The organism is Candidatus Nitrospira nitrosa, from assembly GCF_001458735.1.
Lineage (GTDB): Bacteria > Nitrospirota > Nitrospiria > Nitrospirales > Nitrospiraceae > Nitrospira_D > Nitrospira_D nitrosa.
Map to the genome: position 1 here is coordinate 218,761 of NZ_CZQA01000010.1, position 17,632 is coordinate 236,392.

Sequence of the window (17,632 nt, forward strand, 5' to 3'; positions counted from 1 at the left end):
GTTAAACCAGATCTTTTGTTTCGGCTCGGTAACTATCCATCATCAGGACCAACAACTCCTCTCGAGCCAGTTGCCGTCCAGAAGCTCGCGCTCGAATATCAGCCGCAAGATCCTTCAACTCAACTCGTTGCCCAGCTGGAAAACGATTGAGCAAGGGAAGCAGCTCCGGCACGGAAGCGGCTCGTTCCTTGAGGCCAACTGTGAGCCGGTCTCCTCGCAAGATCGAGCCAATGCGATCGGGTTGAGAAAGGCCCACTGTGGCAAGGAGCTCTTGTAGACGGTGGCCATAGGTATGATCGCGCAACACCCGTTGACGCGACGCCTCAGCATAGCGACGGCGACCGTCCGCATCCGTGAGCCATCTCCGGATCAGCGGTGGGACATCTTCGGTGCGACGAAAGGACTCCACCTCATCCGACGTAAACAGAGCGGGAAGAAGTGTCCTGTCATCCACGAGCTGAAACGCGCCGCAGGCCGCCAATTCAAACGTACGAGGGTTCACAAAGTCCGGTTGAGGATCCATGCCCGTCCCTGAGCATGAATGCAGATTCAAATTCACGGCGGTGGCGTTGAACACCTTCATACAGGTATCTGTATCGATTCTGGCACCGTCGCGTTGAAGCACTCCTGAAAGCGCGGCGGCACCGTCCCATTCATTCCCCCACAGTTTCATCGTCCACTCGTGAGAGAGCCACTGTGGCAAGAGTGTTCTTCGGTTGGCATAACCAGCCCCGACAAACGAGACGTCGGATCCATACTCCCGGTACTCAGCCGCTGTCAGAGTCATTGGACGATGCACCGTGGGATCTGCTGCCATAGGCAGGTAGTGCACGTGAGCCGCCCCAGCCCGCTTCAACGCATCGAGACAGCTCCCTTGCTGGATAACAAACCAGTAGTCATATCCCGCCGCCAACTGTTGCCAGTAGGTCAGATGACGATAGTTCTCCACAAACCACATGGCGGTTAGAAACTTCTTCTTACGCAGATGTTGCAACACCGCCAAACCCAACGGAGCTTGGGCAATAGCCAGAACCAGATCGGGTGGATCTTCCGCCAGATGCGCCATCGTGCTCAAGCTGAGCACATCGGCAAATCGACTTTGAAGCATCAGGCGATGGCGCGCTTCGCGATAGGATCCGAACGCCTCATAGCTACCTTGATGAACATGGTGATCAAGCCAACTAACTCGATGTCCCAACTGATTCAACGCCGATACGACATAGCGAGCAATCGGCAATGACCCTCCATAGATTGGGCCGACCACCGCCACATGCAGCTGGCCTCCCGCCTTTCTAGCCATCAGCCGACTGAGGCTCGTCTGGAGTCGCTCATGCACATCCGCATGCAACCGTGCCGCCGGCCCATAGGTTAAGAACCGCAACGGGGAGGATTGTGCAGTCAACTGCGTGGCCATTTCCTCCGGTGTCCCGGCCACCCAGTGAATCCTATCGACCCACTGCCCGATGGGCCTCGCACCCATTGCATCTTTCAATACGGACACATCCGGTACCACGACGACGATTCGAGCATCTGGAGAGTGAGCAAGGGCGAGCGCCTCCACGTGATAGAGAAGGCCAACCCCAAGAATTACAGCCACCTCTTCAGTTTTCCATTCCTTGCGCTGCTGTTCCGCCCATGACCCAGCCTCTTTCTTTGGATCATAGGCGCTGTGGACCCATTGCCCTTCATGAGTAGCGGAAGGAGAACCCTCTCGCGATGGAACGATCGTCAAGACTCCACCGACACTGTGCCGCACGGCTTCCGCAAGTTCCGGAGCGCTCTGGCGAAGTCTCTCTATGTTGTGATTCAGATACTGCACCGCATTCCTCCCTCACCCCACAGCGAGATGTAAGTCCGTCCACACGTGTTCTCGTTGAAGTGGAGCGATCGCTTCCCGCCCGGCCTGAACATAGTAGGCCCCCCACTGATCTCGATGACTTTCCCACAGTGACCAGCCTGGAACCGAATCGACCTGCTCGCCCGACAGAAGTGCGATCGTCTCATCGATTGGCCAACGATGTGGGATGATCGCCGGCTGAGCGTGCCCCGCACCTCCGGTTGCTTGCCAGACCCAATGGTGTGGTCCATAGGGCCCCGTTTCGTGAAGCCTCGCTCTAGCAAAGTACCAGCCAATCACCTTTGTCCCTACAGCAGCTGCCAGATGAAGCGGCCCGGTATCTGCCCCGATGACAACCTGACAGCGGGTAAGCACAAGCGCGAGTTCGGACAAGGACAGTCGACCGATGGTGTCCCACACACGGCCTAACAGGGACGGAGAAAGCTTCGTCTGAATCCAGTGAGCCCGTTCTTGTTCGTGCCGACTCCCGAGGAGCACGACTCGACCGTGTGGGAGTCTATTCAGGCAGGCGGTGATCAGCTGCACCAAGACCGAGGCAGGAATGACTCGCTCCGAATCTCCCGCACCCACGAGTAGTCCGATCCAGGCTTCATCAGATTGCCTGATCGCATCAAGATCGGGGGGAAGTGGTGCGGAGAGAACTTGCAGGGGCATCATCTCTTTCGGTGGAGCTACCCCGCACATCCCGCAGAACGCGTCGGCCAAATGAACGCGGTTGTCTCCTTTGTCGCTGGCAACACTTCGCACATAGGTCGCCCACGGTGATAATTTGTGATCGAGCGGACCTCCTGAAATTGCTCCCATGCTATCCCGTGCCAGGAGTGCACCGGCCAGGATCGCTCGAGGATGTTGGTTGAGGACGAACGCACAGTCATAAGTCTCTTTCACGATCGCGCGAATATCGGTGTCGGCCTCAACGAGATATTCCGGTCGGAATTCTTTCTCAGCCTGGAGCGCACGTTGCTTCCACCCAGCTCCATCCCATGTCACCACTGTAGAAATTCCAGGAAGTGCCCGCCCGATGTCCTCCAAGTGTGCAGGGCACAGAAGATCAACAGTCCAATTCACGTGAGCGTCCTTCAATGCCCTGATAGCGGGACTCGTTTGAACGAGATCCCCGAGTCTGGCCAATTGGATCACGAGTACGCGCTGTGTCATCGAACTAGGTCGAGGCAGCTTCCATGGCAAGGGCCGCTTCCCTTCCGGCAATTGCCTGGCCAAGTTGAGCTAGTCCGTCATAACGTGGGTCAACCTTGCACAAGGCATCATATTCACGGCGAGCACTCTCGATCTGCTCACCGCGAAACAGAATGCTGGTGAAGGCAAATCGTGCTGCCAGGTCCGCTGGATTTCTAGCCGTATACAGATGCAGGTGCTCACTCAACTCCTGCCAACGGTTTTGTGAGGCCCCGGCTCGGAGCAACCAATAGATCGCTTCGGCATCATCTGGATGTTCATTCAGCACCGCAAGAAACCGTTCCCAAGCCCCTTGCGGATAGGCTCTTCCCATTGCAGCCATGCCCATTCCCATCAGACACTTCCGGCGTTCAATCCCACTCTGAAGTGCAGCCCCAAATGCCGTCTCTGCTTGTTCATACTGCTCTCGCTGCATACAGAGAATGCCTTTGAGCAGGAGCCCCTCGGCATGTGCCGGATCATCTTTCAGTAGCAATTCCAAACGGGCTTCGGCCGTGGCCACCTCACCCTTGGTCAAGGCCTCACGAATGATGGTGATCTGTTCGCCATTGGAGCCATCAAGCGTGGCCACCCGCCGTTTGAACGCTTCGGCAATCGTTGGCTGCTTCACGGCGTCGGCCACTCCAGCGGCCCACATCAGCACATCACGGTCAGCCGGCCACTCATCATAGCGGGCCAGCTGGCGTGCAACTGCAACCTCATCACGTCGTTTGCCCGCCTGTTGAGTTTCTGCCACCACTTCCCATGCCTGCCGATCCTTGGAATGTTCCAATAACTGCAACCCGTGCTCGGTTCGTCCGTTTTGACAAACCACGACAGGCTTATATCCATCACCGACAAAGAGACTGTCATCATCGACCAGCCACCAAGCCCTCCCCCAGTGCTGCAGCAACCGCCGTCCATTCTCCGCATCGTGTTGCTTACGACCCGGCGTTTGGCTTTCCAAGTGGAACACCACGCTCTTCGGCTGGTACACGATGACATGGCCTCGTTCACGCACTTTGAAGCAGAGATCCACGTCCTCAAAGCCATTGAGATAGCCCTCGTCAAATCCGCCCACATCCCGGAACAACGGAGGCCGGATCAAGAGACAGGCGCCGGTCACCGCATTCAGCTCACGCCGCTTGTTCACTGCCGGATGGGTTTCCGCAAATCCTCGGTAGATATGGTAAGGCGTATGACTGCGCCGATCGATCGCTACCCCGGCATGCTGCACGGTCCGGTCCTGGTAGAGCAGCTTGCTCCCCACAATGGCCACGTCCGGATGAGCCTTGACCTCATTCACCAGCGCACTGAGCCACCCCTTCACGGGTATCGTGTCATTATTGAGAAACACCAGGTAATCCCCTGTGGCGGCAGCAGCACCTTGATTGCAAGCCTTGGCAAATCCTAAATTCTCCCGATTCCGAATCACTCGCACATCACCGCTCAAGGACTTCAGGAACTCCTGAGTTCCATCAGTTGAACCGTTATCTACGACAATGACCTCGTAGGAAACGCCGTCCGTCACCTCTGACAGAGCAACCAGGCACTGGGTGGTCAAGTCTACCTTGTTCCATACGGGAATAATGATGGAACAGTCGAATCGCTTTGCGGCAGCCTCCCGTCGCAAAGAGGCCAGGCGTTCACACTGCTGCTGGACGACCTGGGCATGCGGTGCAGCGTAGGGCGCATATTTGCGATAGATGATTTCCGCCGTTCTGGCAAAAATCTCTCGTGACTGGCTCGACATCGTCGAACCATCTATCCGCCAGGCAAATTCTGCGGTCGTCTTCGCGATATGGATGAACGAATAGCAAGTCGCGAGTCTGATCCAGAGGTCCCAATCTTCATGCACATAGAGACTTTCGTCGAATCCCCCTACTTCGTCCAAACACGCCCGCTCATGCATGACACAGAGCACCGGCATGTAGTTATTGATCAGGAGTTGATGGGCATTGAACTCCTGAGAATATGGGCGATCACGTTGGACTTCAGTGATCTGTCCGTTGACCGTCCGTTCATGCACGCGCCAGGCATCGGTATAGGCCACCTTACAATCACCAACCTCCAGTCGCTTTACGAGCGTCCCCAGATGGTCCGGAAGGAATCGGTCATCGTCGTCCAGATAGCAGACATATTTGCCCGTGGCTTGACGCAGGCCTGTGTTACGGGATGCCGCGAGCCCGCGATTCCGATCATGCGTCACCAGCGTGATCCGTCCATCTCGGTTCATTTCCGACACAACGGCTTCGACCGGCTCTGTTCCATCATTCACGACGATGATCTGGAAATTCTGATACTCCTGTCTCAGCACGCTCTCGATGGCTGTCCGCAGCCGACCGGGCCGGTTGTGGGTCGGGATGATGACGCTGACCATGGGCGGACGGTTCATCAACGGCCGACCTGCCTTCGCCGACGCCCGCTGCGAGACCCATACCTGATAAATCGGGACCAACTCTCGTGTCTTCAGGTCATGCGCCGTCACTGACGGGATATAGCGCAGGGTGGGAACCTCGACATGAATCCGCTCAACATCCACCGGGACGAATCCCTGCCCGATGAGGTAGCCTTCCAATTGTTGTTCGGTCACCCAGGCCTCCACCGGCTGATTGGGCGGCGCAATGGTTTGCCAGCGCTCCCACATCTCCCCTCGTGGCGTGGTGAGAATCAGATAGCCGTCCGGTGTCAACAGCCGCTTGAGCCCCTCCAAGAAGGTCGGTTTCTTCTCATGCGGGACATGCTCGATGACTTCAGAACACACCACGACATCATAGGGACGGAAATCTGATCTCGCGAGCACTGTCTCAGCCGTTCCCGTCTCGAATCGATAGTGAGGAAAAAGCTTTCTGGCATGCGCCACAACCCCAGTCACCGGCTCGACTCCTTCCACCGTGCCGTATGCCGAGACCAGATTGGTCAGCCACCCGCGGCCGCACCCGATCTCGATGATCCGCAACGAGGCGTCCGGACGGTCCTTGCGCATACGCCTTAGGATGTGTTCGAGAAACGCCGCGATTTTGGACCAGCGGGCCGCCTCGTCAGGATTCGGCTCCGGCGTGGACCAATGGGGGCTGTCGACGAACAAGTTGACGTAGAATTGATCCTGATTCATGGAACCCTCGTATGATGAGATCATTGCGTCTTGTGTAGTCGGGCGCTGCTCCCCACACCCTCGTATCGCGTCCGCCACCGGAGCTTTGGCAGTGGCCCTCATGCTGTCCTGTGAGCTCGCAGGGCTATCCGGCCTAAGCCGTCCATACGCAGCCCAAAGTGAACCCCGCTCCTGCGCCACCTTCGCAGACATCTCAAACGGCTTGACTAGCTTGCCGGTCTCCACCAGAGCGATCCAGCCGGCCAACACCATCTCCCATTGGAAGCACGTGGCCCAATGTTCATACCCAGCCTGGCCCAACCGGGATCGAAAATCTGGATGCCGCCTCAGTATCTGGACTGCTTCCGGAAATTCAGCCAGTGGCAGCACCAGCCCACCGGCCTGTGCTGTCACAGTCCCACACTCCGGTGTCGCGAGCCATGGGCGTCGGAGGCTCATGGCTTCCAGCAGGCACAGTGGGAAAACTTCCCCCTGGGAAGACAACAGGACCAGATCCGACGCCTGCATCGCCTCAGCCACCCCCTGCCGATCCAGACCAGGGATAAACAGCACCTCTGGTCGGGCCGCCAGCGCCATGCGCACCTCGGCGACATACTCAGTTTCATGTGTCTCATGGCCAATCATCACCAGCTTGGCACCGGACGGCACCGGCGTGATGGTTTTGAGCAATCCGAGATGATTCTTCACGCGATACAAATTTGCTACCTGGAGTAACACGAATGTGTCCTTGGCTATCCCATGCCGCAGTCGGAAATCTCCGGTTGGCACGAGCGTCTTGGTGCCATTCGGAATGATCGTGACAGGAATCCCTTCTTCCCGGCAGTAGCGGGCATCGAGTGTCTGCTCGCCCAGGACAATCACCGCGACAGTCTTGTCGGCAAGCTGCTTGAATAGCGACCGAACATGCGGGCGGCTGCGCAAAAAGTCATAGCCTTCCTGGTTGATCGTAGGCTGGAAGAAGATACGCCTGGCCTTCAGGTCAGGAATCTCCAGCATGGCATAAAAGAAGGAATTGATTGGGGAGCCGAGCAGAATCACCGCCTCATACCGGCCCGACGCCACCAATTCCGCCACCTCGCCCCCGGCCACCGGCAAGCCATTGCGCATCACCTCGGGACCAGCTACTTCGATAATCTCGATGCCACGATGCACCAGCGACGCCCGATCCGCCTCACGGTGGCACGCGACCTGTATGGAAAATCCGGCCTCCGTCAAGCCAGCACCTAAATCCTCCGCCACCATTTCCACCCCACCGACGGAAGGCCAGAAATAAGGCGTCACGATGAGAATATTCTTCGTCTGGGACATCTCGCGCCCGATTGGTCCCGCCATCGTTGGAGCGACCGGAGTGGTAGAGATATGCTCAGGATCTGACGGTACAGATTGAATCCGGTCGTGACTCCATTGGACCTGTGCAAAAGGGATTGGCGGATTGCCGACAGAAATACCGGGTTTCTCGAAGTCGTATAGCTGAGTCGGCGGAGGCACGGACAAAAACAGGCGTTTGAATACGTCCAGTTCTCTGAGATCGTATCGACGGGAATCCTTCTCTCGGTTCTCAACGTGAGGCGCGCCAATGATTCCATGAACGGCTCCCAGAAGCGCGAACAACTGCAGAGGATCACCTGTTTCTCGAAAGCGATCGGCTTTCCGTCTTACATCAGCCGTCAGGCAATTCCATTGCCGGATGTCCTTTTCATACATGGTTTTGTAGCGGCGATAGATGGTCTCGGGCGTGTAGCACGTGCCGTGGCGTCCTTTAACGTCTGGATGCAATATCCACTTAATTCCCAGTTGTCCCATCTGTTCGAGCAGATCCATCTCGCTGGCTTTGACATCCTGAAACGATACTTTTCGCATCAGGCTCGCTCGATAGATTTTCACCCCCTGAATCTTCAACTCGCGGTCATCATCGAAAAGATGAAAGCAGATCATGCCAACATCATCCGGAGCCTTCCGCATAACTGCTTCCATCATGGCAACAGCGTCCGGCTGCAAGACCATGTCCTCATCGACCTGTATAAAGAACTCAGTCGTGCAATCCGTGATCATCTTCTGCGCCGCCACGCTGAACGGACTGACGTTCCGGATGATCTCTAATGTGAATGAGGTCGCCTGCTGCGCCGCGAGTGCCGCCCTGCACGCCGGTAAGGCTGGATCGTCCACGGTGAGCACGAAGACCGTCGTCTTCGGATCACTCGAACCCACCGGCTGGGGAACCGAGAGCGCTTCGACTCTCAACTCCGATGACTGAGCTATGCCGTAATCCGGACGCTCGCCCGATTCGATCCAGCGGAGAGTATCCGCCAATCGTCTCTCACTCGTATGGTAGCGCCGCATCTTGCGTTGAGCGTTCGCCGCGATACGCTGGGCCAAGGCACGATCGTGCAATACCCTATCAAGACAAGCATGGAGCGATTCTGGCTCGTCCGGCACAAAGCACAAGACCTCCTCGCCCTCGACGAACAACGAGTTGTTGCACGGACGATCTGGCACTTGATAGGTGAGCACAGGACGACCGGCCGCCATGCCCTCATACACACGACCGCCGTAGAACTTTGCCAAACTCGGCAAATTCACAATAGCGGCCCACTGCGGGAGCTGTGCCATCCATTCCCGAAATTCACCTTCGCGCACCTCCTGCAGCATGGTGATATAGTCTGCGATCTGGTGTGCCGACATGGTCGCAGGGGAGTACCAGCGCGTGATTGCCGAAGCTTGCAGCTGGTCAAACCAGGTCTGAAAACGAGTCGACGGCGCGCAGGGCCCCACAAACGTCATGTGTGCCTGCAACCGTGCGTTTTCTACCCAAGCCCGTCGAGGGCCGTATGGATGGCCATGGAACACACCAGTTGAAAAACACGGCTCGGACGTACTCGGAACAATGAATCGTTCAGGCACCATCGTCGGCCACCATAAAGACTGAACGCCAGCGCGCTGCGCCAAGGGTTCGACGTCCCGTTCGTCTGGTACCAGCACATGTGTGAGAACGCTGGCCTGCTCCGCTACTGTCTGCATTCTGCCACGAAGATGTCCCGCCCAGTCATAATCGGCTTTATCATACGTCAGCGACTCCATCACGATCCCAACACGGACCGGCGCCAGACCGGAGATCCACTCAAGTATAGATACGGTCAAGGGCGCATGGACGAGCCAAACCCACACTTGGTCGAATCGTTGGCCATCGACCGCAGCCCGACTTTGTTCGAGCCATCGATCCGGCGACAACGCCGTATTCGCGAACAATGGTAACGTGGTGCAGGTCGCACCGGCGGCACGCAAACCTTCACCGACACCGAAACAGGCAGGATAAGTCCAAGCTCTCGCCTGAGCCCAGGTCGGAAACTCCAACTGCAGCAACAACACCTTTGGTGCGGTACGACGATTCATCCGCGTTAGTCCTGCCTGCGCTCAGCCGTTCGGCCTGGCTGGCGATCCATAGTGGCCGGCTGGAGCGACAAGGTCCTTCTCCGGAGATTCGATCTGTAAGAGGTCTGGTGAACTGGTCATCGGTGCCTGATCAGCCATCATCGCCACCGGCATATCCTGAACACTCCCGAAACCACCATCACCGAGACTGACCAATTGCTCACTCTGCCGTTGACCGGACGGCGCGAACAGCTTCTTCGACAGAAGCCGTGCGACTCGGATCAACATAAGCGATCCCCCGATCGCACCATGCTTTTGCAGCATAGGAATCCAGCGCCAGGGGGCGCTGTAGATGCTGACGAAACCTTCGTTTTGCAGATCGATCAAATCCTGGGGCGTCAGATCGCCAACAGCCGTGACGGCGGACCCATAGCGTCGATACTCTGAAAAGTCCTTCGTCATCAACTTCACACCTTTATCCCCTTTTACCGCCAACTCGTGAAACTCTGTTCCTGGATAAGGCACGGCAATGGCAAAGTTTGCCTGTTTCACTTCTCGCGCATTGCGTAGAAACCGCAGCGTCGCTCGAACCGTATCCCTCGTCTCGCCAGGCAGCCCGATCATCACGCTGTTCAAGGCTTCAACACCGTGCTTATTACAGATACCATTGGCCCTGACGTAGTGCTCCAATGGCACCTGCTTCTTCATGGTTCGCCGGATCTCAGGATCTACGGTTTCTAACCCAAACGACAATCGAATTAAGCCGCTGCGCACCAGACGCGCCATAACCTCGTCCTCAACGAGATTCGCCCGGGTGCTGCCTTCAAACGTGATCTTCAATCCTTCCTGGTCGATGAGGTCACAGATTGCCAGAATATGGTCCTTCCACAATGTCATCACGTCATCGACAATATAGAAATGTCTGGTCCCAAACCGCTCAACCACCTGCTTTATTTCATCGACCACCGAACGCGGTGACCGCACTCTCATTTGGGTTGTCTTCAAGGCCTCGGATGCACAGAAAATGCATTTCCAGGGGCAGCCTCGCATCGTCTGAATCGACGTGAACGGTAATCGGCCACGAAGTGTGCCTAGCTTGTACAACGGCATGTTCAGGCGATGCCTGGCGGGAGCTGGCAGTACATCCAGATTGCTGATATCCGCTGGCTGTCCCGTAGAAACTACCCGACCTTGATCTCGATAAATGATTCCGGCTACGGATGAGAGATCTTGCTTCTTCTCATACCGGCTGAGAAACTCCGGCCATGACTGTTCTGCTTCTCCAACAAACGCATAGTCAAATGCGGCGAGCAGCGCCTGTTCCTTCATGATTGTGATGTGAGGACCACCCACGGCAATTGGAATGTGCGGGGCGATGCGTCTGATCCCTTCCGCAACTGCCTTACTGATATGAAAAAATGGACTTGTCGCAGTAAATCCGATCATGTCTGGTTTGAGCGCCACCGCCCGTTGAGCCATGTCCTCTAGTGTGATCTGCTCGGCTTCACCGTCCATGATGGTCACCTCGTGACCATGCCGTTCGGAGATCGCAGCCAGCAGAGCCAGATTCAGCGGAGGCCAGGTTGAGTTCCGTCTCGCAAAATGACCAAAGAGACCGTAGGATCCCGTCCAGCTTGGATATAGGAAAAGCACCTTCATCTCATACCTCCGGTCCGTCCCGCTCGAATGAGCACGAGCTCCATCCTCACGGCTGCATCGACTTCACAACATCTGGATACTCTGGACACATCCACCCTTCCACTGGCTCGATCACCATGTTGTCCCTGAACTCCTCGCGTGAGAGGTAGGGGTACATGTCTTCGATCGGCGTCTTCCATCCGAAGATTCTCGGTTCGTAGGTATGGTACTCATCCATATCTACGTCACAGACCACCGGTCCGTCGTACTGCAGCACTTCATCGATCTTGGCGTTCATCTCGGCATGGTTACCGATTATCATGGATTTGACCCCGTAAGCTTGTGCCAGTTTGATGAAATTCGGAGGCCGATAGCCCTTTGGTCCGCAGGCCTCTGCACGCCCCTGGAAGTTGGTCTCCTGATACGCTTTAGTGATCCCGTAAATATGGTTGTTCAAAATGAACGTTTTGACCTTCACACCATAGTTGAGGAACGTCTGCAACTCTTGCAGGTTCATATTGAAACCACCGTCACCAATCGTGCAGACCACCTGGCGGGTTGGATCCGCGAACCAGGCCCCCATGGCTCCGGCAAAGGAAAAGCCCATCGGCGAATTACCATTGTTCGTCAGGTTACGCTGTCCGTACTTGGTCTCGAATGCATGGTTGCTGACGACGATGTTGCCGCCGCAATCACCGACCAGGACGTCGGTTGCACCCATCTTCTCGGACAGGCGGCGCATGAAGGCATAGGGGTGGACTCTTTCTTTCTGCTTGAAGAACTCGGGACGCACGGGATCGTACTTCCGCTTCCATTCCATCACCCGTTCGGTCCAGCTCGCACGGTGAGGAATCGCTTTTGGATTCTTGTCCAGCGCGACCAGCAGCCGCCGCACGAACGCCTTGGCGTCGCAGAGGATGTTGACGTCGAACGGCACTTGCTGGAACTTCCGCTGCACCATAGCCGGATCGATTTCGACCAAGTATTTTCTGGCCTGCCTGGCAAAACTCTGCACATTGCCTCCCGTGATGCGTCCGGAAATCCGGCTGCCGATCGAGATCAGGAGATCGCTGTTCTGAATGCCGAAGTTCCGCCCAGCACCTCCGTAAGTCCCGATACGCCCGCCATAGAACTCATAGTCGGACGTAATAACGTCCAACGCGTTCCAGGTCGGGAAGCAAGGAATCTCCAACCGACGTCCCAGCTCGCGAACGTCGTCCTGCGCGTCCGCCAGCCGGACGCCCCCGCCTACGAGGATAACCGGCCGTTCCGCGCATCGTAGATCATCCAGCAACTTGTGGATCTGCCGGTCCACCACATCCAGGTCGTAGCTGGCGACGGCTGGCGGTTCGAACCCAACCAATTGCTTCACATCAATCTTGGCTTTTTGAATATCGAGCGGAATATCGAGTAAGACTGGTCCCGGACGTCCGCTCTGGCAAAGCCACAGCGCCTTCTCCACTTCGTAGCGGACGTCCTCCGCCTTCACGATCATCTTGGCGTACTTCGTCACCGGCGCTGCCATTGCAACGATGTCCGTTTCTTGAAATCCGACCTGCCGAATCGAAGGATCCGGCCGCAGAAACCTCGAGTTGATCTGACCGGTCAAAAACACACAAGGAATCGAGTCATAGAAACAATTCCCCATCGATGTGAGAAGATTCATGCCACCTGGTCCGCTCGTCGCGATCGCCACACCAGGAATGCCTTTGACCTTGGCATACCCTTCCGCGGCGAATCCGCCGGCCTGTTCGTGCATGACCGCCACATACTCCGTGGCTGCCGTCCTGGTGAACGCATCGATCAAGTCGCCGTTGGCCGCGCCATAGACGACGAATATCTTGTCGATGCCTCGTTCTGCGAGAGTATTGATAATGTAGTCCGCCACTTTGATCATAGGACTCCTTCGCGGTTTTTATCAGACCGCCGGTATGGCCGTGGCGTCGTGATGACGCCGTTGGACGTGATGAGAACACATCTCCGTGACATGATCGGCCACATGCTGGCCAAAAGTCCGGTGCAGCAACCCAAGATACGACGGGTGCTGGAAATACTCCAGGAAGGCTCGATCACGGAAATCCAATACGTCGGTAGCCGACAACTGTTCGGTCGGTAACGGCAGCGTCTCATAGGCATGCTGCGAATACCCGATCCACCCTGGTCCCCCCGGATCATCAGGAAGCGGCCACCCTGTCTCTTTCGCCAGGCCATACAAGGGTGATCCCGGATAGGCCATGGCACAGTAGAAATTGGCCCACTCCGTGTTCAGTTCGAGCGCCAAGTCCAGTGTCGTCCGCATGCTGACCAGCGTGTCGTCAGGCAGCCCAAAAATGTAATTGGCCGCGACATAGATACCATGCGACCGAATGCGCTCTACCGTTGCGACGATCTCCCGGTCTCCGAACCGCCCTTTCTCTACACCGTCGCGGACATGTTGGCTGCCGGACTCGATACCCAGCCCCAACCAGTTGAACCCAGCCGCCTTCAGTTTTTCGAGAACCTGGTCTTGTACGGTATCCACACGAGCATAGGCCCAAATATTAAGGCGGTAGCCTCGCTCAATGATCCGGTCGCAAATACCCAGCACATGCCGTCGGTTCAACACAAACATCTCGTCCGGAATCTTGATGTTGGTGACGCCATAGTCTAGGACCAGCCGATCAATCAGACGAATGACATGATCGGGACTCCAGGTACGAAGCATCGGCGTGTCAAACGGCGCATTGATGCAACAAAACGAACATTTAAATGGGCATCCCAGGCTCGTTTGTAACGAAGCGTAGGGGCTGCGCGCCTCGAGACGGTCGAAGCAGTGCCAATTGTGGGCACGATAGCGACTCATCTCGAGCAACTCCCAGCCTTGCCCCGACAACTCCCGGTCCAGATCGGCAATCAGCGACGCAGGTGGATTCGAGTGGATCTGACTCTGCTCCTGATACCACAAGCCCGGCACGTCCTTGAGCGATCCCACACCATCCCGCAGTAGCCGTAGAAGGCCCAGCACAGTGTACGGTCCTTCTCCCTGACACACGTAGGTATAGGGCTCTTCCAGCAGTGTTCGTCTGGGCAACGCCGACGGATGCGTCCCCATCACCAGCGTCGGAACATCTGACAAAGCCCGCAGCTCTTCGCAGACGCGCCGCCCAGCCGGCATGCATTGCGTTGAAGCAGAGGGCTGCTGTCCATAAATGACGAACACCACCAAGCGGGGATCGGCCTGTGCAATGGCATGGGCGGTTTGCACATGGGTAAATCCTTTCGCCTCCGCATCTAGAATCCCGACGTCATACCCACGATCCCGAATGAAGGATGCCATCATTCCTGCCCATACAGGGGGCTCAATCGCAGCCAAATCGCGACTGAGACTCTGATAAACCTGCACACGGCTTGGTGGCGTCACAAACAGGACATCACTACGCTGCGACATGCATGCCTCCAACATCATGGGCCAATGCCACGACACGTCGAACACCTTCCATGACATCCTGCTCTTGTCCGCAGGTGGCGATCCGGATAAAGGTGGAGCAGTCGGCGCCAAAACTTCGTCCCGGTGTCACCGCGGTATGTCGTTCTTCCAGCAGCTGTTTACAGAACGTCATATCGTCCAGGCCCGTCCCACCGATATCGACAAACAAGTAGAAGCCTGATTCCGGCGAGGCCGTACGCAAAATTCCCGAGCCGTTGACAGAAGCGGCACACCTGCTTGCCACGCGGTTACAATGTGCCTTGACCTGCGCAACGTATTGATCGAGTATCGGAAGACCCGCAAGACATCCCAGTTGCGTGAACGCCGGCAGACAGGAGATTAGCGTGGATGATGAGAGTGCCAGCTTCTCTGCAACTGAAGGATGTGCGATCGCATAGCCGATACGGTATCCAGGAATCGAACACAGTTTCGAAAAAGATGACATCACGACCAACTGAGGCATGTCACATGAAGCCAAACTGAAGAATGGCCAGCTGAAAGACAACTCGCCGTAGGTTTCGTCGCTCAACAGCCAAATACTCTCCTGGTCACACCGTTGCGCCAGCAGTTCCAGCATTGCCCTGGTATAGACGGCACCTGTTGGATTGTTGGCGGAATTGACAATGATGGCTTTAGGAGATGCAGAGATGGCTGCTTCAATATGTGCCTCAGACAGATGAAACCCGTTGTCTTGCGCCAACGAAACTGATGTCACGTCAAGACCTATGTGCGCCGTCGCCGCCCAATACGATGGAAATGCCGGAGTGAAGAGCACAACTCTGTCGCCGGGATTGCACGTGAGGTCCAGAAACTGGCTGATCAGCAAGTTCGCCGGGCTGATCACGACATGACTGTCGTCGAGGATTCGTCCTGTTCTCAAAGCGTACCGAGCAGCCAGGGCAGTCCGTAATTCTCGAAGGCCTGCCATCGGGGTATACCCAAGTTGCCTCCCCCGGACGGCCTCCACGGTCGCCTCGATAATTTCAGTGGGAGGTGCCATACGCGGGTTGCCCAGCTCAAGGTGATAGACATATTGCCCGTCCAGCTCCAGGCTCTGGGCTCGATCCAACACCTTGAACATCTCCTGGCCGATGAGCCGATCTCCTCGGGAAGAAAACGGCAATGTCGTCAATGCATGAGAATAGGTCATCGCAATCCTCTTCGGCTTACGAACTCTTCCATCCGCCAGTTTCTGACGGCGATCATGACAGGACTCCTCTCCGCCACTCATGCCGAGAGCTTGCGAACTCTGCCAGCCGCTCCGGGGTGCCGATATCGTATAGCGCGGCGTCGCTGACAAGTCCGTACACGCCGCGAGGCAGTAGCGTCGGGAGCACGTCCCTCTCAATGGATGAGAGGCGATGATCCGGAATCTCCTTCAGCACGTCCCTCCTGAATACATACAGGCCGGCATTATGATATTGCGACGCCGTACCGGGTTGTTTCTCGGTAAAAGCCGTGACTTGTGCGTGTGAATTGACCGTCACAAAACCAACATCACTCCGTGCTCCTGCTGAGGCTAGTGCGATGGTTGCCCATCCTTGCTTGGCAGCATGAAATTCGAGCAGCTGGTTCGGATCAATTTCGATCAACGAATCACCGTTGACAACCATGAAAGGATCGCTCTGGGTCAGGGCGGCCGCATGTTTGACAGCGCCCGCCGTTCCCATCTGGAAAGGCTCATGCGAAATCACTACTTCATAGGGATGCCGTATACCGGCGTATCGCTGGGCGATATGCCCACCCAGGTATCCAGTACACAGAATAATACGTGTCATTCCGTGAACGACAAAGTGCTCAAGAATGAAATCGAGAAAAGGTCGGTCATGAATTAGGGCCATTGCTTTCGGCCGGTCGCTCACCGCCGGACGCAGCCTTGTGCCAAGCCCACCACACAGAACGACGAGATCACAACCGCCGGCACCTATGGTCATGCCGCTTTCTCCAACGGGAATGCGTTCCGACCAGCGGCGGACGCCTGCTCATCCGTCCATCCAAAGTCCCGCACTATCGGTGTTTCCTGTTGATAGAATACGATCTGGCTGCCAAGCCCTTCGAATCGGAAGGGAACCCGAAGAAGCCCAGGCAAGGCAGCATGGATTCTTTGATGCACCTCCGGTTTGGCGAAGAACAGCATAAATCCACCACCCCCTGCACCAAGCAGTTTGCCGCCAAGCGCTCCCGCTCTCCTTGCTGCATCGTAGATGTCGTCGATCATCGGCGTGGTGATCTGGGACGTCAGACCTCGCTTGACCATCCAAGCCTCATGCAGCAACTCACCGAACTCACCGAGATCGCGATCTCCAACCATGATCGAGATACCCTCTTGAACCATCTGTAACATGGCGAAGAGTTCGACACGCCGCTGCTTTGTTTTTTCAATTTGCTCCTTCGCGATTTCGGATGCCGTGCGTGAAAATCCTGTAAAATAGAGCAATAGATGATCCTGAAAATCGGTCAGTCTCTCCGGTTTCATCACGAGCGAGGTGTATCCGATGTCACCGTTCGATGAAAAATTAACGCGGCACAACCCGCCGTGCGCCGCCAACACCTGATCCTGGCAGCCAACGGACTCCTGCAAGACGTTCTGTTCGATGTGAATCGCTGTCTGAGCCAATTCTGCTTTGCTCGGCATGGTGTGTTGCAAGGCGTACAAGGAATGCAATAGGCCGACGGTGAACGAAGAACTCGATCCCAATCCGGTGCGCGCAGGCAAATCGCCATCGTGGTGAATTTCAAGACCATCGGTTATGCCCATATGCTGGAGTACACCACGGACCGCAGGATGTTTGATCTCATTATTCGATTTGGCTTGCTCGATACGTGAGTAGGCAATGCGTGTTCTGTGTTCAAAGAACGGCGGCAGATACCGGCAGGAGATGTAACAATACTTGTCGATGGTCGTTGCCAACACAGCGCCCCCATGTTCGCGAAACCACACCGGATAGTCCGTGCCACCACCGAAAAATGAGATGCGGAAGGGTGTGCGGCTGATGATCATCGTACGACT

General features: G+C 56.3%; 9 protein-coding genes. All 9 read right to left on the minus strand.

Annotation, left to right across the window (positions count from 1 at the left end; genetic code table 11):
* Position 1 precedes the first annotated feature (1 nt).
* A complete protein-coding gene (locus tag COMA1_RS15520; RefSeq protein WP_090750178.1) occupies positions 2-1,819 on the minus strand; it encodes a CgeB family protein in 1,818 nt (605 codons plus the stop codon).
* Between the two features lie 12 nt (positions 1,820-1,831).
* Positions 1,832-2,926, minus strand: a complete 1,095-nt coding sequence (locus COMA1_RS15525; protein ID WP_176698104.1) for a glycosyltransferase family 9 protein — start codon at positions 2,924-2,926, stop codon at positions 1,832-1,834.
* 94 nt (positions 2,927-3,020) lie between these two features.
* A complete protein-coding gene (locus tag COMA1_RS15530) occupies positions 3,021-9,539 on the minus strand; it encodes a glycosyltransferase (RefSeq protein ID WP_090750182.1) in 6,519 nt (2,172 codons plus the stop codon).
* A gap of 21 nt (positions 9,540-9,560) precedes the next feature.
* Positions 9,561-11,177, minus strand: a complete 1,617-nt coding sequence (locus COMA1_RS15535; RefSeq protein WP_090750185.1) for a B12-binding domain-containing radical SAM protein — start codon at positions 11,175-11,177, stop codon at positions 9,561-9,563.
* 46 nt (positions 11,178-11,223) lie between these two features.
* Positions 11,224-13,053 (minus strand): thiamine pyrophosphate-binding protein, encoded by a 1,830-nt coding sequence (locus COMA1_RS15540; RefSeq protein WP_090750187.1) that lies wholly within the window; start codon positions 13,051-13,053, stop codon positions 11,224-11,226.
* A 21-nt stretch (positions 13,054-13,074) separates the two neighbouring features.
* On the minus strand, positions 13,075-14,583 hold the full coding sequence (locus tag COMA1_RS15545) for a B12-binding domain-containing radical SAM protein (protein ID WP_090750189.1): 1,509 nt from the start codon (positions 14,581-14,583) through the stop codon (positions 13,075-13,077).
* A complete protein-coding gene (locus COMA1_RS15550) occupies positions 14,570-15,772 on the minus strand; it encodes a pyridoxal phosphate-dependent aminotransferase (protein ID WP_176698105.1) in 1,203 nt (400 codons plus the stop codon). Before COMA1_RS15550 ends, COMA1_RS15545 begins: the two co-directional genes overlap by 14 nt.
* A 52-nt stretch (positions 15,773-15,824) precedes the next feature.
* The gene (locus COMA1_RS15555) at positions 15,825-16,556 is read right to left on the minus strand and encodes a sugar phosphate nucleotidyltransferase (RefSeq protein WP_090750194.1); all 732 of its coding nucleotides are present in this window, start codon (positions 16,554-16,556) and stop codon (positions 15,825-15,827) included.
* The gene (locus COMA1_RS15560) at positions 16,553-17,623 is read right to left on the minus strand and encodes a GHMP family kinase ATP-binding protein (protein ID WP_090750196.1); all 1,071 of its coding nucleotides are present in this window, start codon (positions 17,621-17,623) and stop codon (positions 16,553-16,555) included. Before COMA1_RS15560 ends, COMA1_RS15555 begins: the two co-directional genes overlap by 4 nt.
* Positions 17,624-17,632 lie beyond the last annotated feature (9 nt).